The 22,928-nt window shown below is 46.7% G+C and carries 15 protein-coding genes; all 15 read left to right on the top strand.

The window, feature by feature from the left end; translation table 11 throughout:
• The 15 genes from iolC (at window position 1) to AC58UU_RS27545 (ending at window position 22,927) form a co-directional block, all read left to right on the top strand.
• Complete coding sequence (iolC, locus tag AC58UU_RS27615; RefSeq protein ID WP_497320434.1) at window positions 1–1,011, top strand: 5-dehydro-2-deoxygluconokinase; 1,011 nt, start codon at window positions 1–3, stop codon at window positions 1,009–1,011.
• A 31-nt stretch (window positions 1,012–1,042) separates the two neighbouring features.
• On the top strand, window positions 1,043–2,488 hold the full coding sequence (locus AC58UU_RS27610; protein ID WP_497320433.1) for a CoA-acylating methylmalonate-semialdehyde dehydrogenase: 1,446 nt from the start codon (window positions 1,043–1,045) through the stop codon (window positions 2,486–2,488).
• Window positions 2,489–2,526: 38 nt separating this feature from the next.
• The gene (gene fba, locus AC58UU_RS27605) at window positions 2,527–3,402 is read left to right on the top strand and encodes a class II fructose-1,6-bisphosphate aldolase (protein ID WP_497320431.1); all 876 of its coding nucleotides are present in this window, start codon (window positions 2,527–2,529) and stop codon (window positions 3,400–3,402) included.
• Window positions 3,402–4,445, top strand: a complete 1,044-nt coding sequence (gene iolG, locus AC58UU_RS27600; protein WP_497320576.1) for an inositol 2-dehydrogenase — start codon at window positions 3,402–3,404, stop codon at window positions 4,443–4,445. Before fba ends, iolG begins: the two co-directional genes overlap by 1 nt.
• Before the next feature lie 17 nt (window positions 4,446–4,462).
• Window positions 4,463–5,287, top strand: coding sequence for a 5-deoxy-glucuronate isomerase (gene iolB / locus AC58UU_RS27595; protein WP_497320430.1), 825 nt, complete (start codon window positions 4,463–4,465; stop codon window positions 5,285–5,287).
• A 76-nt stretch (window positions 5,288–5,363) separates the two neighbouring features.
• The gene (locus AC58UU_RS27590; RefSeq protein ID WP_497320428.1) at window positions 5,364–6,377 is read left to right on the top strand and encodes a LacI family DNA-binding transcriptional regulator; all 1,014 of its coding nucleotides are present in this window, start codon (window positions 5,364–5,366) and stop codon (window positions 6,375–6,377) included.
• A gap of 375 nt (window positions 6,378–6,752) precedes the next feature.
• Window positions 6,753–6,929 (top strand): hypothetical protein, encoded by a 177-nt coding sequence (locus AC58UU_RS27585; protein ID WP_497320427.1) that lies wholly within the window; start codon window positions 6,753–6,755, stop codon window positions 6,927–6,929.
• A 127-nt stretch (window positions 6,930–7,056) separates the two neighbouring features.
• Window positions 7,057–9,669, top strand: a complete 2,613-nt coding sequence (locus AC58UU_RS27580) for a transglutaminase domain-containing protein (RefSeq protein WP_497320425.1) — start codon at window positions 7,057–7,059, stop codon at window positions 9,667–9,669.
• Between the two features lie 140 nt (window positions 9,670–9,809).
• Window positions 9,810–10,928 (top strand): GntR family transcriptional regulator, encoded by a 1,119-nt coding sequence (locus AC58UU_RS27575; RefSeq protein ID WP_497320423.1) that lies wholly within the window; start codon window positions 9,810–9,812, stop codon window positions 10,926–10,928.
• A 958-nt stretch (window positions 10,929–11,886) separates the two neighbouring features.
• On the top strand, window positions 11,887–13,278 hold the full coding sequence (locus AC58UU_RS27570) for an ABC transporter substrate-binding protein (protein WP_497320421.1): 1,392 nt from the start codon (window positions 11,887–11,889) through the stop codon (window positions 13,276–13,278).
• Window positions 13,279–13,352: 74 nt separating this feature from the next.
• On the top strand, window positions 13,353–16,304 hold the full coding sequence (locus AC58UU_RS27565; protein WP_497320420.1) for an extracellular solute-binding protein: 2,952 nt from the start codon (window positions 13,353–13,355) through the stop codon (window positions 16,302–16,304).
• 66 nt (window positions 16,305–16,370) lie between these two features.
• Window positions 16,371–17,294 carry a carbohydrate ABC transporter permease gene (locus tag AC58UU_RS27560; RefSeq protein ID WP_246358345.1) on the top strand — a complete coding sequence of 308 codons (924 nt, stop codon included), beginning with the start codon at window positions 16,371–16,373 and terminating at the stop codon, window positions 17,292–17,294.
• Window positions 17,295–17,299: 5 nt separating this feature from the next.
• Window positions 17,300–18,172, top strand: coding sequence for a carbohydrate ABC transporter permease (locus tag AC58UU_RS27555; protein ID WP_497320418.1), 873 nt, complete (start codon window positions 17,300–17,302; stop codon window positions 18,170–18,172).
• A gap of 15 nt (window positions 18,173–18,187) precedes the next feature.
• Complete coding sequence (locus AC58UU_RS27550) at window positions 18,188–20,251, top strand: YIP1 family protein (protein ID WP_497320416.1); 2,064 nt, start codon at window positions 18,188–18,190, stop codon at window positions 20,249–20,251.
• Window positions 20,252–20,326: 75 nt separating this feature from the next.
• Window positions 20,327–22,927: a DUF5696 domain-containing protein gene (locus tag AC58UU_RS27545; RefSeq protein WP_497320414.1), complete on the top strand. Its 2,601-nt coding sequence runs from the start codon at window positions 20,327–20,329 to the stop codon at window positions 22,925–22,927.
• Window position 22,928: the final 1 nt, after the last annotated feature.

Here is a 22,928-nt window from a genome sequence, read left to right as displayed (position 1 = left end):
ATGACCTATGTTTCCTTTCCACAGTCAAAGCCGCTGGATTTTGTAGCCATTGGTAGACTATGTATAGATTTGAATGCGAATGAAATTAATCGTCCCATGGAAGAGACCATGACCTTTACCAAATATGTTGGAGGTTCACCTGCTAACATTACGATCGGTATGGCAAGATTGGGCATGAAAACAGCCTTTATTGGCAAAATCGCCAACGATCAAATGGGACGTTTCATATCTGATTATTTAGAGCGGAACAACATCGAAACAACGAATGTCGTGACAGATCATACTGGCGCGGTTACTGGGCTAGCCTTTACAGAAATTAAAAGTCCAACGGAATGCAGCATTCTTATGTACCGTGACAATGTGGCTGACCTGCTGCTGACACCAGCCGAAGTACAAGAATCATTGATTGCTGAAGCGAAGGTATTGCTTATCTCTGGTACAGCACTTGCACAAAGCCCTTCCCGCGAAGCCGTCTTTCAGGCGTTGGATTATGCGAAGAAACATGGGGTCGTCATCATTTTTGATCTGGATTATCGTCCATACACATGGAAGACTTCGGAAGAGACGGCTGTTTACTACAATCTGGCGGCAGAGAAGTGTGACATCATTCTGGGTACCCGCGAAGAATTCGACATGATGGAACGCTTTGAGAGCAATCCAGAGAAAAATGACCGTGTCACGGCGGCTAAATGGTTTGATTACTCGGCGAAAATTGTCATTATCAAGCATGGCAAGGAAGGCTCCATCGCTTATACACCTGACGGTGTTGGTCATCGTGCCAAGAGCTTTCCAGCTAAAGTGGTCAAGACGTTTGGTGCAGGCGATTCTTATGCAGCTGGCTTTATTTATGGCATTATGCAAGGTTGGACGATCGAGAAAAGTATGGAATACGGCAGTGCCGCAGCTTGTATCGTGATTTCCAGTCACAGCTGCTCTGATGCGATGCCGACAACCGATCAAGTAAATGACTATATCGAGCGCTGCAACCGCGGTGAAATTACAGCATCTTAACTAATTCGAACCATTAAAGGAGAGTCCATATATGACAACAACTTTGAAAAACTGGATCGGCGGCGAATGGGTCGCTTCAACATCCACACAAACAGAACCGGTTTATAACCCTGCAACAGAAGAGATTCTTGCTAATATTCCAATTTCAACGAAGGCAGATTTGGATCACGCGGTTCGTACGGCTCAAGAAGCATTCCAGACCTGGAGCCGCACACCTGTACCACGTAGAGCACGTGTATTATTCAAATACCAACAGCTTCTGGTGGAGCATTGGGAAGAGCTGGCGCGGATCGTTACGCAAGAAAACGGTAAAAGCTACAACGAAGCGTACGGAGAAGTACTTCGGGGCATCGAGTGTGTAGAATTCGCAGCTGGGGCGCCATCCCTAATGATGGGAAAACAGCTTCCAGATATCGCGTCCAATATTGAATCCGGTATGTACCGTTATCCGATTGGTGTTATCGGTGGTATCACACCTTTCAACTTCCCAATGATGGTGCCTTGTTGGATGTTCCCGCTTGCGATTGCCTGCGGCAATACCTTCGTGCTGAAGCCATCTGAACGCACACCTCATCTTGCAAACCGATTGGCTGAGTTGTTCCATGAAGCGGGCTTACCAGCTGGCGTGCTCAATATCGTTCATGGTGCGCATGACGTGGTCAATGGCCTTCTTGAACACAAAGAAGTTAAAGCTATTTCGTTCGTTGGCTCCCAGCCAGTTGCCGAATATATTTACAAAACTGCTTCTGCGAATGGGAAACGCGTTCAAGCACTCGCAGGCGCTAAAAATCACTCGATCGTTATGCCGGATGCCGATTTGAACATTGCTGTGAAAGAAATCGTCAATGCAGCCTTCGGTTCTGCAGGCGAGCGCTGTATGGCTTGTTCCGTCGTGGTGGCGGTTGGAGAAGTTGGCGATACGCTTGTAAGCAAGCTGCTTGAAGCCGCTGATCGGATTACGATGGGTAATGGATTGGAAGAAGGCATTTTCTTAGGGCCTGTTATCCGCGGTCAGCATAAAGAAAGAACGTTAAAATACATCGAAATCGGCGAAACCGAAGGAGCGCTTCTGGTCCGTGACGGCCGTAAGGACGCTGCTTCTGAGGGGCAAGGTTATTTCGTGGGACCTACGATCTTTGACCAAGTTGAGTGTGGCATGAAAATTTGGGAAGACGAGATTTTTGCACCTGTTCTCTCTGTCGTTAGAGTGGCTACTCTTGAGGAAGCGATCGAGCTCTCTAATCGTTCAGATTTTGCGAATGGCGCGTGCCTCTTCACAAAGGATGGCAGCAATGTACGCCAATTCCGTGAAAATATCGATGCCGGTATGCTCGGCATTAACCTAGGCGTTCCAGCACCGATGGCTTTCTTCCCTTTCTCTGGCTGGAAAAAATCGTTCTACGGCGATTTGCATGCGAATGGGACGGACGGCGTGGAGTTCTATACGCGTAAGAAAATGGTCACAGCTCGCTGGTAACAGCGGGTTAGACCTTATCGACAGGAGAGGTGAACTTCATGACGCTCGTTTCAATGAAAGAGATGCTGCAGCAGGCTTTGGCAGGAAAATATGCGGTCGGGCAGTTTAATTTGAATAACCTAGAATTTACACAAGCGATCTTACAGGCTGCTCAGCAGGAACAAGCGCCTGTCATTCTAGGCGTTAGTGAAGCTTACATTCCTTATATGGGTGGACTGCCTTGTATTGTAGGAATGGTGAAATCACTGATTGAGCACTATGGGGTAACGGTCCCAGTAGCACTTCATCTAGACCATGGAACCAGTTATGACCTATGTATTCGTGCGATCCATGCCGGTTTTACCTCTGTTATGATCGATGCTTCTCATCATTCACTGGAGCATAATATCGAGGTCACTCGTCAGGTGACACAGGCCGCGCATGTGTTGGGTGTATCGGTGGAGTCGGAGCTGGGCCGGATTACCGGACGCGAGGATGACTTAGTCGTAGACGAAGCCGAAGGCATGTACGCTGTTGCTGAGGACTGCGTTCGTTTAGTGAGGGAAACGGGAATCGATTGTTTAGCTCCTGCTCTTGGATCGGTTCACGGTCCTTATCGGGGACAGCCAAAGCTCGGTTTCGATCGAATGGCGGAAATTAGAACGCTGACTGGACTGCCGCTTGTACTTCATGGCGGAAGCGGTTTGCCTGATGAAGAGATCCGTCAAGCGATCGCTTGCGGAACGGCCAAAATCAATGTGAATACAGATAATCAAATTGCTTGTACAGCTGCTATCCGTTCGTTCTTGAATGAGCATCCGGAAGCGTACGATCCAAGGAATTATTTAGTGCCGGCACGGGAAGCGATTATCGCCTCCGTTAGAGCCAAAATTCAATTATTCGGTTCAACAGGCAAAGCGGGAGGGAACGCATGATGAATAAAATTAAAATCGGTATTATTGGTGCTGGCAGAATTGGTAAAATCCACGCAGACAATTTGCTTCGCATACCTCAAGTTGAAATCATTGCGGTGAGCGATTTGTTTGCCGGTCCTGAGTTAGAGGTATGGGCTGCTTCACGTCAGATTCAGACGGTTACTAAGGATAGCCATGAGCTTATTGATAACCCAGACATCGATGCCATCTTTATTTGCTCATCCACGGATACGCATGTCCCGCTCATTCAACTAGCTGCACTGGCGGGTAAACATATTTTCTGCGAAAAGCCAATCAGCATGGATATCACCCAAACCGAAGCGGCCATTGCTGCCGTAAATCAGGCTGGTGTAAAGCTGCAAATCGGCTTCAATCGCAGATTTGATCACAACTTCAAGCGCGTTCGCGAGGTTGTTCAAGGAGGAACAATTGGCGATCCGCATATCGTGAAAATCACCTCTCGTGATCCAAATCCACCGCACGCTGATTACATCAAGGTGTCGGGCGGCATTTTCATGGATATGATGATCCATGACTTCGACATGGCTCGCTATCTAGCGGGAAGCGAGGTTGAGGAAGTGTATGCGCAGGGCAATGTGCTCATTAACCCGGTTTTCGCCGAGCACGGCGATGTCGATACCGCAATCGTAACGCTGAAGTTCCAGAACGGTGCTCTCGGTGTCATCGATAACAGCCGTCAAGCTGTATATGGCTATGATCAACGGGTTGAAGTGTTTGGCTCCAAAGGTAGTGTAGCGGTGGCCAACGATCACCCTAATACAGCCGTAGTTAGTACGGCGGATGCTATTATTAGCGAAAAGCCGCTGCATTTCTTCCTAGAACGCTATCAAGCTGCCTATATGGAAGAAACGCAAATTTTCATCGATTGTCTACTGAATGATAAGCCTGTACCTGTGAGTGGTTATGACGGTATGCAGGCGGAGCGGATCGCTTTAGCTGCTAAGCTGTCATCCCGATTGGGCCGGCCTGTGAAAGTAAGTGAGGCGTTAGATTTGCTTAAACAGACCTCGGTATCTCAATAAGGGAGGGAGACGTTAACATGAACAGGTCCAAACTGATTGTAACGCCTGCCTCCTCTCCGAATGAGGAAGGCAGCCTTTTAACAGTGACTCCGGAATCAGCAGGATGGAAGTATGTTGGTTTCGAAGTTGTACAGCTTGCGGAGGGGCAATCTTTGAGCCGCGAGACAGCTGGGCTGGAAGTTTGTCTGGTCCTGCTCACTGGTAAAGCCGATGTGGTTACTAAGCAAGCGGAGTGGAAAAATATTGGGCAGCGGATGAGCGTATTTGAGAAAATACCGCCATATTCCGTATATGTGCCTAACGATGATCGCTACGAGGTTATTGCACTGACAGCGGTTGAGCTTGCTATTTGCTCCGCTCCTGGTGCTGGCAACCATAAGGCACGTCTGATTGCACCTGATCAGGTAGGGGTAGAAACGCGTGGTTATGGCAATATAGAGCGCCAAATTCATAACATTTTGCCAGAGCAGGAGCCAGCGGATAGCTTGCTTGTTGTTGAAGTCTTCACACCGAATGGGCACTGGTCAAGCTACCCGCCTCATAAGCATGATCGCGATGCGCTTCCAGACGAATCGTTTCTGGAAGAAACGTATTATTATCGTGTTGATCCGGGGCATGGCTTTGCGGTCCAACGAGTGTACACGGACGACCGGTCGCTTGATGAGACGCTGATTGTTAAGAATGGCGAAACCGTGCTCGTTCCGCGTGGCTATCATCCTGTTTCGGCGCCTCCAGGCTATGACGTGTATTACCTGAATGTTATGGCGGGACCTACTCGAACATGGAAGTTTCATAATGATCCGGAACATGCGTGGATCATGACGAAGCCGCGCGAAGCGTAAGCCGGTTTGCAAGTTCCTGTCAGCCCCTTCATAATGGAAGAAAAAAAGTATCCTTCAAGAAAAATGGGGTAGTAGGATGAAGGCAACCATCTATGATGTGGCAAGAGAGGCCGGTGTGTCCATTGCGGCGGTCTCGCAGGTCATGAACGGTAAAGGAAAAATAAGCGAAGAACGGCGCGGTGAAATCATAAAAATTATGGAGCGGCTCAATTATCAGCCTAGCGTTATCGCGTCAGCGCTGACTGGTAAAAAGACCTATACATTAGGTCTGCTTGTGCCCGATATTTCCAATCCCTTTTTTGCGGAAATTGCTCGAGCTGTAGAGGACCAAGGCCATCATATGGGCTATAGTCTGGTCATTTGCAGCAGCGACAATAAAGATGAACGGGTGGAGCGATATCTTAATTTGCTCCAGCAAAAAAGTGTGGATGCCATGATCATTGGTACGGGGATGGATAATAAAGACATGCTGACTCCATTGATGGAGAGAGCGATTCCCATTGCTATGATTGCTAGGGAAATGCCTGATATCGACGTTCATACTGTCGTTGTGGATGACTTTGTTGGAGGTGCGTTGTCAGCAACGCATCTACTCGATTTGGGTCATCGGCGCATGGCCATTCTGGCTGAGCACTCTAAAGTAAGCAGCAGCCGTGAAAGGGTGCGCGGCTTCAAGAGCAAGCTGGAAGAAGCAGGGGTTGGGCTGCCGGAAAACAGCGTACGCAACTGCCACTACGTTGTAGCGGATGGAAAGCGTGAAGCGCTTGAACTGTTGGATCAATCGAACCCAGATCGGCCGACCGCGCTGTTTTGTTGTAACGATTTGCTCGCAATTGGTGCGCTTCAGGCTGCTAAACAGCTTGGCTTGCGCGTGCCAGAGGATCTGTCTGTGATCGGTTTCGATAACACGATACTGGCTTCAGTCACAGATCCACCGCTTACGACTGTCGCTCAGCCGATCGAGCCGATGGGTAAAATGGTCGTCGATTTGTTGATTCAGGAATTGAAGAAAGAATCGAAAGCCAAACAACGTGTTGTGATGCGTCCCGAGCTGATTGTTAGGCAATCAACTGCGGCTCCAACGGAATGATTAGTATATTTGTAGCTCAGCGGGCTGCTTCCCTTTGTGGGAAGCAGCTTTTTTGTATTAAATTTTTTGAGTTAGGGGGGGAAGTGTTTTGTTTTCTGGTTTCAGGAAGAAATGGAGATTTAGCCAGTCAATCGATCCCGGGATTCGTGATGTTGTACAGCGTACAACAATTTCCTTGATTTCTTCTTGATAAGCTCGAGATGTTGTATGCAGTACAACAATTTAGCCTTTTTCCCTGCCATAGAGCTACTTTTGGCTGGAATTGTTGTATCTTTTACAACAATCACGTGGAAAACGCAGATTAGTTCACCTTTTGTTGTACGAAATACAACATTACACGGATAAGCAAGCGAATGCGACTTGTGTGTAGCCTGCATGAATCTTGGGTACTCGTTGTCTCGTCTCATGACGATGGTCAAACCCACGCCTAAGGACGGCGGAAGCAGCTTATTCCGTATTATCAGTTATCCAGATATATCTACTTTGCTGCCACGTCCCACCAATAACCACGTTCGAGCTGGCAGTGACACAGATCTAATCAGCAGTTCCTAAATAAACTTCTGATTGCGTTATAAAAAAATATATTTAAATTAGATATACTATATTATAATATATATTTCAAAAGATATATCATTATGTATGTGGCACTTATAACATGACTAAGGGAGTGGGCACAACGATGACGAATGTTTTTTCGTTAGACAGCACTACAATCACGAGAATCGAAGAAAAAATACGATTCAAACGAGGGGTGGCGCAAGCCAGGGAGAAAGAGCTTTTTGACATTTTTGAGAAGCCGATGAGTGAAGAAGAAGCATGGGCTCTTAAATTTTTATATGCGTACATGCCGCTGAACGATTTGGCGGATTATGAGGGATGTCTCTTTTTAAACCATGTGCGAACTTCTCTTGAAATCCGTGAAGACGTGCAATGGGGAAGTAGTGTGCCCGATCACGAGTTTCTGCATTTTGTGCTTCCATACCGAGTAAACAATGAAAACATCGAGGACAGCAGGGGATGGTTCTTCGGGCAATTATATGATCGGGTCAAGATGCTTTCGATGGAACAGGCTATATTGGAAATCAATCACTGGTGTCATGAGAAAGCGACCTATGTCGGATGCGACCCGCGTACGGTTTCCCCGCTAACGATGGTCCGCAATACGCTGGGAAGGTGCGGAGAACAGTCGACTCTATTGGTGGCAGCACTAAGGAGTTTGTGTATTCCTGCTCGTCAGTGCTATACACCGCGATGGGCGCATTGCGATTCTAATCATGCTTGGGTGGAGGCGTGGGCCGACGGGCAATGGTATTTCCTTGGCGCTTGCGAGCCAGAGCCACGGCTGAATGAGGGGTGGTTTCGGGGGCCGGCTAGGCGGGCGATGCTCGTCAATACTCGAGTTGCAGCCAACTATCCAGGTCCGGAGGAGCTTACCTTAGCACATCCTTGGTACTCTGAAATCAATTTATTGAGCCCTTACGCCCCAAGCAAAAAGATTACAATCAGGGTCAGAGACGAAAACGGAAACCCGGTCCCTGGGGCCACTGTCATTTTCCAAGTGTACAACTATGCTGATTTTTCTCCTATTGCTACTATACCAGCAGACGAGCGAGGGGAAGCTTTCTTAACCGCAGGCCTTGGTGATTTGTTGATTCATTCGGTCTCGGGTAATTCTTGGGGAACGAAAAAGATTAGCGTGAAGGATGCCGATGTGTTCGACATTCAATTGTCAGATCAACTGCCGCAGAATGGGATCAGCATCTTCGACATGGTTCCCCCGCAGGAACTGCCGGATAGAGCGGAAGATGGTATCAGCGAAGCCGAAAAACAAGAGAACAACCGTCGTATTCAGGAGGGCGCGAGCATCAGGAAAAAATATGAAGCTTCTTTCTTGGATACCCTTCAGGCAGAAGAATTGGCTAAAAAGTTGTCTTTGCCCGTGATCAGGGTCAGGGACATACTGGAGAAGGCACGTGGTAATAGTCACGAAATCGCTGCTTTTTTACAAGAATATATGCCGGAATACGGCGAATGGACTTTGAAATTGCTGGAGAGTTTGAACGTTAAGGATTTGACGGATACAATCGGGTCAACGCTTGTCGACCATCTTATCCAGTCCGCTATGTTTAAAGATAAACATGATGAAGAAACGTTTATGCGTGACATCCTTTGTCCAAGAGTTCATTTTGAAATGCTAAGGCCTTATAGGAAATTCTTTCTGGAACAATTCACGGATTCGGAGCAACGAAGTTTCCAGGATGATCCAGTCAAGTTGGTTGGTTGGCTTTCGGAGTACTTTGAGATTGTGGAAGATTTGAATTATTATCAGGGGATGGCTACACCTATAGGGAGCTTTCAATTGCAAAAAGGCGACCGTTTGAGCCGCGATATTCTTTTCGTAGCGTTGGCACGAAGCTTAGGGATCCCTGCGCGTCTTGAACCGAGCGAACGGAGTCCTCAATTTCTGGCTAGTAGGTCGTGGGTGGACGTTGTTTTTTTACAGCAGGGCGACCCAGAACGGACGGACTTGACAGATAACAAGGAAATAGGCAGCATCAGGTTCATTGCAAATGCAACAGCCGATAATGACTTGGAATATTTTCGTAACTTTTCATTAGCACGCTTTGAGAATGGCCAGTACAAGACGCTTCAATTCACCGCTGGCAAAAAGGACTTCTATGAGGAGCCGCTTGTTGTGAAGATCGGCAGTTACCGGTTAACGACAGGTACACGATTGCCGGATGGGACAGCTAGGGTGCAATTCGCGATGTTTACTGTATTACCAGATAGAACTACGGAAATTATACCTGCTTTTACCAAGGAATCCGTTCAAGCGCCTGTACTGGGATCGGTCGATCCGGATTTGTCTTTCTCATTTTTCAATGGTAAAAGAAGTGCGCTAGGCGAATTGGCCGAACGTCGCGGTCTACTCATGGCGTGGATCGATCCGGATAGGGAACCTACGAAGCATTTGATCAGGGAACTCCGAGAGCTTTCTAAGGAGTATGATGATTGGGGTGGCTCCATTTGCCTGGTTGTTGAGGATGATAAAGTGACTGCTGCATTTCAGCCGAATGCTTACGAAGGCTTACCTGCCGAAACTGATTTTGCTAAAGACGTCTCTAGCAAAAGCCTGCAATCAGTGCTGTCTGGTATCCAGTCGGAGCTTCAAACTAACCTTCCGCTTGTGTTTGTGGTGGACCGCGAGTGCCGCATCCGGTATCTGTCTGCAGGCTATAAGCTGGGTATCGGTAAAGAAGCGCTGCAAGTTGTAAGGCAGTTGGATGAATAGTTCTTTGGGCCCAATAAGCACGCTTGATAATTTGGTATATTTAATTTACAATGTTGGTATATATTTTTATATCAAATTGTCTAAGAGATGCATGGACAACTGGAAGTGATGTGTTGGAATTGGATAGTAAACCGCTTTATATGAAAATTTTGAGCGATTTGAAAGAAAAGATTAGATCCGGGGAGTATGTGCCTGAGCAGCAGCTTCCGACCGAAGTAGAGCTTGCGATGCAGTACGGCGTCAGCCGGATTACATCCAAACGCGCCCTGATCGAGTTGGAGCGGGAAGGCATGATCTACCGCAAGCGCGGCAGCGGAAGCTACGTGAAATATCCGGAAGATGCCGTTGAAACGGGTATTCCTAACGCAACGCACCCCATCATCGCAATGATTTTGCCTTATATGGCTACAAGTGAGCTTGATTATATCAAAGGAGCCCACGATTACTTGGACTCCAAAGGCTATTATTTGAGCATACACAACAGCAACTGGAGAAAAGAAAAAGAAAAAGAGATACTTGCCAAGGTGCCGAAAAGCGGCTTGAGCGGTATCATCGTGTATCCAATTAGCACGATCAGCAACATTGATGTGATCAATGCACTCTATTGGAACGATTATCCGATTGTGACGATCGATCAATATTTCGATAGCTTGCCTATCAGCAGTGTCGTATCCGACAACTTTGAAGGTGGGTATATGACTGCCAAAAGATTGATTGAACTCGGGCACGAACGGATCGCTTTTGTTTCCAGTGTCAGCATTGAATACCGCAGTTCTGTAAGAGACAGGTACCTCGGTTATTGCAAAGCGCTAAAAGACCATAAGATGTCAATCGATTCGGATCTCGTGATAACGGATTTCTATCGTGAGTTGAGTGGGGCAAACGCGGAAGGATTTTACAAATCGTTGATTGCGAAATTGAGGCATATGAAGGTTACCGCTCTTCAGGTTGAGCATGATCATATTGCTGTCGAACTCCTCAAAATCGCTTTGGAAATGGGGATTGGCGTTCCCGAACAGCTATCCATAGCGGGCTTTGACGACCATGAAATAGCAAGGCATGTCGAAGTCCCATTATCTTCGGTCGGCCAAGATTATTACTCCATTGGGCGCCAAGCGGCGGAAATCATCATTCGGAGGATTGAGAACGCCGATACCGAACAATACAAAATTAAGACCCCGGTACGATGGGTTGAACGCGAATCTACTGGGCCACGCCCGAATCCATATACGACTGATCTGCCAGCCGTACAACTATAAACAGCGAACCTTCCCGGGTGTTAGGCATACCTTTGGGAAGGTTTTATATTTACACGCTATGATTTTTTAGGGGTTAGGGAGTAAGGTGATGAAGCTTACCTTATTTAGGATAGTTAGCTGCGGATTTTTGCTAGGCTAAGTGAGATTGTGGATTTACTTAATCATTCGATTGTAACTATTTTTCCTAGCGTTTTTGGTTGCTGTTTTTTTGAGGAAATGGAGAATTAGCAAGGTACGCACGCCCAGTATTCGAGAAGTTGTACTGCGTACAACAATTTCCTTGATTTCTTCTTGGTAAGCTAAGGATTGTTGTATGTTGTACAATAATTTACCCGTTATAGAGGCTAAAGAGTTACTTTTGGCTAGAATTGTTGTATTTATTGCAACAATCGCGTGGAAAACGAGGATTAGCTTGCATAAAGTTGTACGAAGTACAACAATACACGGACAAGTAGGCATAACGTTACTGGGGAGCAGCTTGCGTTACATAAAGTTGTACAAAGTACAACTTCACACGTTCAAATAAGCATTACGTCTTTTGGGCGCAGCTTGCCTTACCTAAAGCTGTACAAGGTACAACTTTACACGTTCAAGTAAGCATAATGTCTCTTGGACGCAGCTCGCTTTGAATCAACTAACACGCTCAATTAAGGACAGCGTAAGCCCTTTATTGTGCAACGGACAAATTGAGTATAACCAAATTTATATATTTTAACAAAAGATATATTAACTATTTACAAAGATAGGTCATTTCGCTATAATCTTATTAAAGAATGAGGTTAAAGATATATCTAATTGTGTCGATTTTCCTGAATTAGGAGAATAAAACATCCGTGGAACTATTTTAGTTGGCATACATAACTCGGGTGTTCACAATGGGATTCCGCTTCTTCTTGTAAAGAGATTGTTTTGTAAGCGTTTTAATTTTTTCAAATCCAAAGGATAGTGAGGGGTTCGAATGAAAGCGTTTAAATTACTTGCAATTCCAGTAGCTCTTACGATGGTTGCGGGTGTAGTTGGTTGTTCACAGGGTACGGACAACAAGACATCATCGCCGACACCACAGCCGACTGCACAAACAACAGCGGCGCCGCAAAGTACGAAACCGGAAGAAAAGAAAGTCGACTTGAACGGTCAAAGCATTAAAATTGGTGCCTGGTATGACGGAGCCGACCCAAGAACAGCGAAAGAGAAAGGCCCAGCAGAAGAAGCACAAATCAAATTAATTGAAGCTGCTGAAAAGAAATACAATTGTAAAATCGAGTTTGTTAAATTCGGGGATTACGGCAAATACGTGGAGAATTTCACGACCACTTCGCTTTCTGGACAGCCGTTCGCGGATATCGTGCGTATGGAATTATTTTGGGCGTTCCCGCAGCTTGCGAATAAAGGATTTGTCCAGCCGATCGATCAATGGATCAAAGTATCTGATCCTAAATACATCGATTGGATGAAAGCAGGCGGCAGCTACAATAACCATCAATACGGGTTGATTGATTCCGCTCCGTCCCCGTACGGTATCTTCTATAATAAAACGTTGGTGCAAAAGCTTGGTTTGGAAGATCCATACGAACTGCAGCAAAAGGGCCAATGGAATTGGGAGAAATTCCGCGAGTTCTCCAAAAAAGCGACACAGGACACGAATGGTGACGGTAAAACCGATGTATGGGGCATCACTGGCGCTTATGGCAAAGTGAAAGCTTTCGCGGAGCAATTAGTTTACACGAACAAAGGGGCTGTGGATAAAGATGCAAGCGGAGCTATCAAGTTCTCTTTGAACAATGAAAACTCCATACAAGCGCTGCAATACGCATCTGATCTGTTTAATGTGGACAAATCAATCGAACAGCCGATTCCAGAAGATGCAAGCAAAGAGTTTGTAGCGGGCAAAGGCGTTATGTATGCGGGCTTCAGTTGGGAACTCGGTGGTTTGAAGGATAACATGAAGGGCCAAGAACTCGGTTATGTCTTCTTCCCGAAAGGTCCGAAGGCTGACAAGTATGTGTCCTACACACCTTTTGGCAACATGTGGATGGTATCTAAGTACTCGAAGAATGCGGAAGTAGCTTTACATATTATGGATGAAATCAGCTTGAACGAAGAAGGCAGAAAGCTTTCCGAGCAATCTTGGCAGCAGTCCTACCCGAACAAAGAGTCAATGGATACACGTAAGCAAATGGATAAAAGCATTAATTACATTTCTTACTATGGGATTCCTGACGGAGAAAAATTGTTCGAAGGTATTGTGAAGGACATCACAGAAGGTAAAGTATCTCCGGCAACGGCGGTAGACAAAGTGAAGCCTCAATTCGAAGCAAAAATCAGTAAACTGCTCGAGGATAGCAAATAAACAATCATGATGCCATGCCCCTAATTCCATGCTAGCAGGGATTAGGGGCAAAGTTAAGAAAAGGGGGAAAACCCATGCGCCGAGCATTCGCCAAAGTGTTCCTCATATTCGTTTTGTTTTTTGCAACTGGGTTCGTACCGTATCAGTGGCTCGGCGGCGGTTCCCGCCAAATCGCTTCAGCGGAAGAGCATCCAATAAGCGGCACAGCGCTATCGGCTTTGGCAGATACATATAAAAAAGGCAGCTATGCGGAATATTTGGCCAGGTATAAACAATCGACACGCCCAAGCGCTGAAACCGTCATCCCCACCGAACAATTCAGTTCAGCCCAAGGCATGAGCGTTACTGTTCTAGACAATTATCAAGGGGAAAACGGGAAGTCCATTCTGACTTCGGATACGGGGTCCATTGAATGGCAATTTACTGTCGAGCAAGAGGGCATGTACAACATTGGCATCCATTACTACACAGTAAGCGGGAAAGATTCGGATATAGAAAGAGAATTGCGCATTGATGGTTCGATCCCTTTTGCCGAGGCCAAAAGCATAACGTTTCAACGAATATGGAAAAACGATAAAAATGAGTTCGAGCGTGACGAGCAGGGCAACGAATTGGTTCCTTCTCAAGTGGAAGAGCCGATGTGGCAGGCATCGTTATTAAAAGATGCGACCGGATTTAATGAAGATCCTTATCTGTTTTATTTTTCAAAAGGCAAGCACTCCATCATGTTTACTTCGGTAAGAGAACCGCTCATTATTCATTCACTTAATCTCACAAACTCGGCAACAACGCCCTCGTATGATACGTTGGCGAGCACATATACGCAAAAAGGTTACCAGCTTGCGAAAGATGTGATGCTGCAAGTTCAAGGCGAACGCGCCTTATATAAATCTTCTCCAACCCTTTTACCTTATAATGATCGTTCCAGTCCCGCGATAGAGCCGTATCACGTATCTAAATTGCGGAATAATGCAATGGGCGGGTGGGCATGGCGGCTTCCTGGCCAATGGATCGAATGGGAAGTGGATGTGCCAGACGACGGATTGTATCAAATAGCGGTGAAAAATCATCAAAACTATTTGCGCGGGATGGCTTCGCTTCGGACGATGTACATCGACGGCAAAATGCCCTTTCAGGAGCTTCAGCATGTCGGCTTTCCTTTCAATAGTGACTGGCAGACGACGGTGATCGGCCAAGATGCTGAGCATCCGTACTTGTTTTATTTCACGAAGGGCAAACACAAAGTCCGGCTCGAGGTGACATTGGGGGATTTGGCCCCGATTCTGAATGCGGTGGAAACGAGCATTTTGGACTTAAATGCGCTGTATCGTAAAATTATTAGCTTTACGGGGACGGTGCCCGACTCGTTCCGGGATTATCAGCTTGAGCAAAGAATTCCTGAGATGGCTGGGGAGTTTCGTAAACAAAGCGAATTGCTACATAAAATTACGAAGTTGATTCAAGGACAGAATGGAAAAAACGACGAGCGTACCGCGATGTTGAATACGCTGGCTTACCAGCTCAGTGATATGGCAGACAGACCGGATACGGTGCCCTCCCGGATTGATCAGTTCAAGATCAATGTAGGGGGACTCGGGGCGTGGCTGCTTTCGGTGAATGAACAACCACTAGCCGTTGATTATTTGACGCTAAGCTCGCCGAAAGCCAAGCTGCCGAATCCGGAAGCAACTGCGTGGCAGAAATTCAAAAGCAGCTCAGCAGCTTTCATCTCTTCCTTCTTTGAGAATTACGATCAGTTATCGAACACAAAAGAGGGAGCGGATTCAGTTTCGGTATGGGTAACCTCAGCACGTGACCAAGCGCAGACCATCAAGAAATTGATTGACGAAAACTTCACACCAAAGACAGGAATAAAAATCAATTTGAAGTTGGTATCAGCAGATATTTTGCTGCCTTCTACAGTAGCAGGTAAAGGGCCGGACGTAGCGCTGCAAGCTCCCAACGATTTGCCTGTCAATTATGCAAGCCGCAACGCGATGCAGGATCTATCGGTGTTTCCAGATTTCAACAGCGTAAAATCACGCTTTAGCGAAAGCTCGATGGTTCCGTATGAGTTTTCAGGAAGCTATTACGCGCTGCCGGAAACGCAAACCTTCCCAGTCCTCTTCTATCGGAAAGACATTTTGGAAGATGAGCTGAAGATGAAGCCTCCACAAACTTGGGAGGACGTATACGATATGCTGCCTAACCTGCAGAAGCATAATTTGCAATTCGGGCTTCCGCAAAAACCGCTCAATACCTTCGGTAATGATTTGGAAACCAGGGATATCATCACGCTTCCGCCGAACCCGGCTTTAGCCATGTTTTTATACCAGCATGATGGACAGTTTTATAAAAACGACGGAGCCTCCAGCGGTCTTGATTCGGAAACGGGGATCAAGGAGTTCAAGCAGTGGACTGATTTTTACGTGAATTATAAAATTCCGATCGCAGCGGATTTCGCCAACCGTTTCCGTACAGGTGAAATGCCTATTGGCATCGCCGACTACACGATGTACAACAAATTGTCCGTTTTTGCCCCGGAAATTAAAGGATTGTGGGAATTTGCACCCGTTCCTGGTACGAAAAAGCCGGACGGATCCCTTCGTCGCGATGTCGGCAGCGGGGGATCGGGCGTTGTCATGTTCAAACGCACGAAAAACAAAAACGCCGCATGGAAGTTTATGGAGTGGTGGACGAGCAAAGAGACGCAAATTGCGTTTGGACGTCAAATGGAAATTCGCATGGGGTCTTCGGCTAGATATCCGACGGCCAACATGGAAGCTTTAGCTGCTCTGCCTTGGCCTTCCAGAGATTTCGACAGGTTGAAGGAGCAGATGAAGTGGGTGAAAGGGATACCCGAGGTTCCGGGCGGTTATTTGACGGGACGCAACATTGATAATGCCTTTCGTAGAGTCGTCGTTCAAGGTGACGATCCACGCGAAACGATGGATTATTACGTCCGTTATATCAACGACGAAATTGCTTTAAAACGGAAAGAGTTTAATCTTCCCTACGAGAAATGAGGGGGCGCCATGAAACAACAGCCAGCAGTGAACCCTAGCGTGCCACGTGATAGTGGAACGTCCGTGATGAAATCCAACTCGGCGTTCCGAGGTAAATTCGGCCGACTGGGTATTGAATTCAAAAAGCATAAGCATGCTTATATTTTAATAGCGCCATATTTTCTTATTTTCCTTACATTTACGGTATTTCCCGTATTAATGTCCGTTTGTTTAAGCTTCACGAGCTTCAATATGCTTGAACCGCCCAAATGGGTGGGCTGGCAAAATTACGCCAGATTGTTCGTACAGGATGACATCTTTTTGATCGCACTCAAAAATACGCTGCTGTTTGCGTTAATTACCGGGCCGATCAGCTATATGGCTTGCTTCCTGTTCGCTTGGCTGATTAACGAGCTGCGGCCTAAGCTGCGCGCTGTGCTCACGCTAATCCTGTATGCGCCTTCGATTTCGGGTAATACGTACCTGATCTGGCAAACCTTGTTTGCTAGTGATTCTTACGGGTATGCCAATTCATTCCTGATCAAATGGGGGATGATCCTGGAGCCGATCCAGTGGCTGCAGGATCCGAGGTTCGTTCTCGCGATTCTAATCCTCGTACAACTGTGGCTTAGTTTGGGAACATCTTTTCTAGCCTTTATCGCTGGTCTGCAAAATGTAGATCGCACACTGTATGAAGCAGGTGCCATCGATGGCGTGCGTAACCGTTGGCAGGAGCTATGGTTTATCACACTGCCGGCCATGCGGCCACAGCTGCTGTTCGGCGCTGTCATTCAAATCACGCTCGCCTTCTCCGTGGCTGAAATTTCTATCTACATGATTGGCTTCCCGAGTGTAGATTACGCAGCGCATACAATTGTGACCCACTTAGTCGACTATGGTTCGATCCGTTTCGAGATGGGGTACGCCTCCGCGATCGCGACCGTCTTGTTTACTATCATGTTTGCAACAAACTTCTTGACGCGTAAGCTGCTAGGAAAAGTGGGTGAGTGACCAGAATGAAGCTGACATTAAAGATGCCAAAACGTTTGAACCGTTCTTGGGCGGTTGATATTTTACTGTTCCTGCTGCTTGGCGGCATAGCCTTCTTTATGGCACTGCCTCTGGTTTTTACCATTAGCAATGCGTTTAAACCGATCGATGAAATATTCGTGTTTCCACCAAAGCTATTAGTGCGTAATCCTACGTTCAAAAACTTTACAGATCTGGCGAACATTTTTTCCGATTCATGGGTGCCGTTCTCTCGCTATGTGTTCAATACGTTCTTTATTGCCATCGTTGGCACCGTGGGACATGTAATCATCGCATCCGCTGCTGCTTATCCGTTGGCCAAAATCAAGTTCCTAGGCAGGAACATCCTGTTCAATCTGGTCGTTATGTCGCTTATGTTTACGGCATATGTCACACAGGTACCCAATTATATGACCATTTCTTGGCTTCATCTAATTAATACCTATTGGGCAATCATCTTGCCATCTTTCGGCATGACACTCGGATTGTATCTGATGAAACAGTTTATGGAGCAAGTCCCAGACTCTCTTCTGGAAGCAGCGAAAATCGATGGTGCCAGCGAATATCGGATTTTTTGGCAGATCGTCATGCCGATCGTTAAGCCTGCGTGGCTGACGCTGGTCATTTTTTCGCTGCAAAATTTGTGGACGAATGGTTCCGTGACGAGCCATAAATATATTTACAGTGAGCAGTTGAAGACCGTTGATTATGTGTTCGGGCAAATAGCTAGCGGTGGATTGGTGCGGACGGGACCGGTTTCAGCCGTTACCTTGCTAATGATGGCCGTGCCGATAACCGTGTTTATCGTGACGCAAAGCAACATCATCCAAACCATGTCCACTTCTGGTCTGAAAGAGTAAACAGGGGGGAGCCACTTGAAAAGAATACTTATCATGATGTTCGCCGTTGTGCTTTTCATCGGTATGGCCGCTCCTGTATATGCCGCACCTAACAACGATACGTACAATTACAATTTTTGGGGACAGAGCGTCCCGTCTCCGAGCCCTTATGAGCTGGGGCAGGTCATGTATGGAACAGACTGGAAAACGGGCAATCTGTCGTCACCCCAGGATCTATTCATCGGCAGTGATCGCCGAATCTACATTGCGGATACCGGAAATGATCGAATCGTCGTATTGAATGATCAGTTTCGGGAAGTTCAGGTTATTTCCGGGTTCGAAAATAACGGAAGCAAGGAAACGTTCAACAAGCCGGAAGGCGTGTTCTACAACGGAACCGACGGTCATCTTCTTATAGCTGATACGCAAAACAGAAGGCTGGTGGAATTGAACGGCCAGGGAGCGTTGGTACGTGTAATGGGGGAGCCGAAGTCAACACTACTGCGCGAAGGATTCCAATACATGCCAACCAAGCTGGTTGTCGATAAGGCGCAGCGGATCTATGTTATCAGTCGCGGATCCTACGAAGGAATTATGGAATTTGATACCGATGGCGAATTCAATGGGTTTATCGGTACGAATCGCGTGAAGTTCAATCCCGTAGATTTGTTCTGGAAACGGATTTCGACCAAAGCGCAGCGCGAGCAAATGCAGTTGTTCATTCCGCTTGAATTTAATAACTTGGACATTGATGAAGACGGTTTTATTTATACGACCACTTCAGAGGAAAAATCGGATCGCCCGATCAAACGGCTGAATCCGTCTGGTGTGGATATTTTAAGGGATAAAGGGTATTTCCCGCCTAAAGGGGATATCCAAACGTTGGAAGTCGGTAGCGCGCCTGGAAGCTCCATTTTCATCGATATTGCTAAGGATGAAGGCGGCATGTACAGCGCAATGGATTTGAAAAGGGGCCGCATTTTCACTTATGACAAAGATGGCAATCTGCTGTACGAATTCGGCGGACTTGGCAGCGAACAGGGGAAATTCCGCACGCCTTCTGCGATTGCGATGCTCGGGGACAAGGTACTGGTGCTCGATAAAGACAACAACCGTTTGTCTGTCTTCCAGCCTACACGTTACGGAAGCCTGATACGCGAAGCAGTAAAATCGCTCTATAACGGGAAAACGGATGCATCTACCGCTTCATGGCGGCAAGTGCTTCAAATGAATGGTAACTTTGAGGTGGCTTACATCGGGATTGGTAAATCGTTATTGAAAAATGGCGACAACCGCGGGGCGATGAGTTATTTCAAATTGGGAAATAACCGTGACTATTATTCCGAAGCTTTCAAACGGTACCGGAAAGAAGTCGTGTTCGCGCATTTTGGCACCATCGTACTAGGCTTTGCGCTTGTCATCGGTCTAGGTTATACAGCTGTGAAGCTTGCTGGCAGAAGAATGCGTGGTAAACATTACACGGAAATCGGTGTGTTGAAAAATCCTTTTTATACGATGGTGCATCCGTTCAATGGATTTTGGGAGATGAAGTACGAACAAAAAGGCAGGTTGAAGGTTGTGGTCATCTGCTTACTCCTCCTCGTGCTCTTCACCATTTTGAAACGACAGTACAGCGGGTTTGTTGTCAATATGAACAATCCTCTTGAGCTGAACAGTCTCAATGAGCTAAAATTCATCGTTCTTCCGTTTCTGCTCTGGTGTATTGCGAATTGGTCTTTGACCACTTTGATGGATGGGGAAGGCAAGTTTAAAGAAATCGTAATGGCAACCGGCTATGCACTGATGCCGCTCATCGTGATCTATCTCCCACAGACGCTTTACAGTAATGTGATTACTGGAAGTGAAAGCACGTTTTATTATTTGCTCGATGCGATTGCGTACATCTGGTTCATCTGGCTGCTGTTTGTTGGCACCATGACTGTTCATCAATATTCAGCTTCCAAGACGGTGGTCACGATGATTCTGACGCTTGTTGTTATTGGTATCATCATCTTCCTTGGGGTATTGTTCTTCAGCATGCTGCAGCAAATGATCAATTTTATCACATCAATTTACCGCGAACTCTCATTCAGATTTTAGCGGAACACGATAGGTTAACTAAGATTATGTTTACGAAGAAAGTTTTCCTTCGGAAAACGCTAAGGAGGGATGAAGGTGTCCAGCAAGATGAAAATATCCCTTGGCATCCTGAGCGCCGGTTTGGTGGCCTGCAGTCTGATCGTGATCTACTCGCAGGATCAATCCGTAAGCATGGCGGAAGCTCAATCCCAGGTCAAATCAGTTCTTCCAGATCAATCAGGTAAGGGAAACCCCGTAACTGCCGCAAGCGCGGAGGTTCGTGCTGCAAGTGGGGTGGCTGCTGTATCATCCAATACAGTCGAGGAACAGAGGGCTCTTCAAGCCATGGAGCTAGTGGCCCAGAATGAAATTCTGATGCTCTACGTCAAACGCGAGACGGCCGAGGTTGCTGTCAAGGATAAAAGAGACGGCTATATCTGGTTTTCCAATCCAGTGGATCGAGAGAAAGATCCCAAAGCTTCTCCTTTGTATAAATCAGAACTATCGTCCCAACTGTTAGTTACCTATTACAACGAAAAAGGGCAGCTTAATACATTCAACAGCTACGACGATAGCGTAAAAAAGAAACAATTTAAAATCAGCAGCGTGGACAAAGGCATCAAAATCGTATACCAGTTGGGAAATATTCCGAAAGATTACGGCAATATTCCTAAGGTGATCAGTAAGCAGCGGTTTGAGGAACGTATTCTGGGGAAGCTGACGGACAAGGACACCCGTGAGGATGTCGCTTTCAAATTCCGATTGGACGAACAGAAGCAAGTATATGAAGTTCGCAAGCTGCAGGATTTTGTGGCGGAGGAGCTGTCCAAAAAACTAGAGGCAATCGGTTATACGAACGAAGAAGCCGCCAAGGACAATAAGGACAATGGGGCGGGAAGCAGCGCCCAAGAGGAAGGTCCGAGGTTTACGGTTCCGCTTGAGATCACCTTGGATGGAGAGCATCTTGTTGTCAAGACAGCTGGTAAGGAGCTTCAATATACGAATGCTTATCCGATTGCCATGCTGCAGCTGCTCAAATATTTCGGGGCTGCCGATGATAAAAAGGACGGTTACATGCTCGTCCCTGACGGGTCTGGCGCCTTGATTCATCTGAATAACAACAAAAAGAACGCGGAGGCGTATAATCTTCCGGTCTACGGCTCCGATGGCACTTACGACGTCAAAGAAAAGATTCAAACGAACGAGATTACGAGACTACCCGTCTTCGGCATAAAGCAGAACGATCATGCTATGCTTGGCATGATTGAAGGTGGAGACGCGATGGCCAGTATCACGGCAGACATCTCCGGCAGAAACGATTCTTACAACACAGTAGGTGGGAAGTTTAGAGTCATGGATATGGACTTCTATACGTTAACGTCAGGAACCAAAAAGAGCTCCGTACCGATGTTCGGGCAGAAGCCGTTTCAAGGGGATTATCAGATTCGATATAACTTTTTGTCAGGACCTTCATCTGACTACACGGCTATGGCAGGCAAGTATAGGGAGTATTTGGTGAATAAATACGCTCTGAAGAAGCTGGAGCCTGCTAAAGCAAGTCCTTTCCTGCTTGAGGTGGAGGGGGCGTTCCAGAAACAAGCATCTTTTGTCGGTGTTCCGTATCAATCAACGGAAGCGCTGACCACCTTTGATGAAACGCAGTCGATGTTAACAGCTTTGAAAGAAAAGGGAGTCAAGGATATCGGACTCCGTTATGTGGGTTGGTTTAATGACGGGATTCGACATACGTCTCCATCGAACGTTGAAGTGGTCGGTGAGTTAGGCGGTAAGAAGGGATTCCGCAAGCTGATCGATTATATGTCAAAGGAGAACATCCATCTATTCCCGGATGTAGCTTTTCTTGAAAAATATAAAGGAGCTTCAGACGCAGCTTCCTTTTTAGACAGACAGAAGGCCAAAATTTACAAGTATGATCCCGTGATGTATGTCAAAGATACATCGAAATTTTCACATTACTTATTATCGCCGTTTGCGCTGGCAAAAACAGTGGACGGATTTGTCTCCGACTACGCGAAGTTCGGCCATACAGGCTTGTCTCTTAGGGATTTAGGGAACGAAGTGAACTCAGACTTCAACCCGGATCATCCTATAAACCGGCAGGAAGCGCTAAACATTGCCGTTGGCGGAACCGACAAGCTGAAGCAGCAAGCCAACAAGCTAATGGTGAATGGCGGCAATGCCTACAGCCTGCCGTACGCCAATATTATTGTGAATGCTCCAACCAAGAGCAGTCGCCTGAATCTGACCGACGAAGACGTACCCTTTTATCAAATCGCGCTTCATGGTTTTTATGATCTCGCCGGAGAGCCGTTTAATATGCAGAGCGTAACCGATTCACGCGATTCCCTGCTGAAAGCGCTAGAAACGGGATCGGATATTTATTACCAGTGGTACTACAGAGATTCGTCAGCGGTTAAGGATTCGGATTATAACGAACTATATGCGCTGCATTACGGAGATTGGCTGGATCAAGCGGCCGGTTTCTACAAAGAGGCGGGCACTGTGCTGAATGAGGTTCGGTCCTATGTGATTACCGATCATCGTAAATTGGCAGAAGGTGTGGTTCAAACGACCTTCGAGAATGGGAAGAAGATTATTATTAATTACAACAACGCTGCTGTACAGGTGAACGATAAACAACTAGAGGCCAAGAGCTACTGGGTAGGAGGTGAGTGAT

The sequence above is a fragment of the Paenibacillus sp. JT22N1 genome, assembly GCF_059692155.1.
Note: the sequence above shows the minus strand (reverse complement) of the source record. Positions and strands in the feature narration are given on the sequence as shown.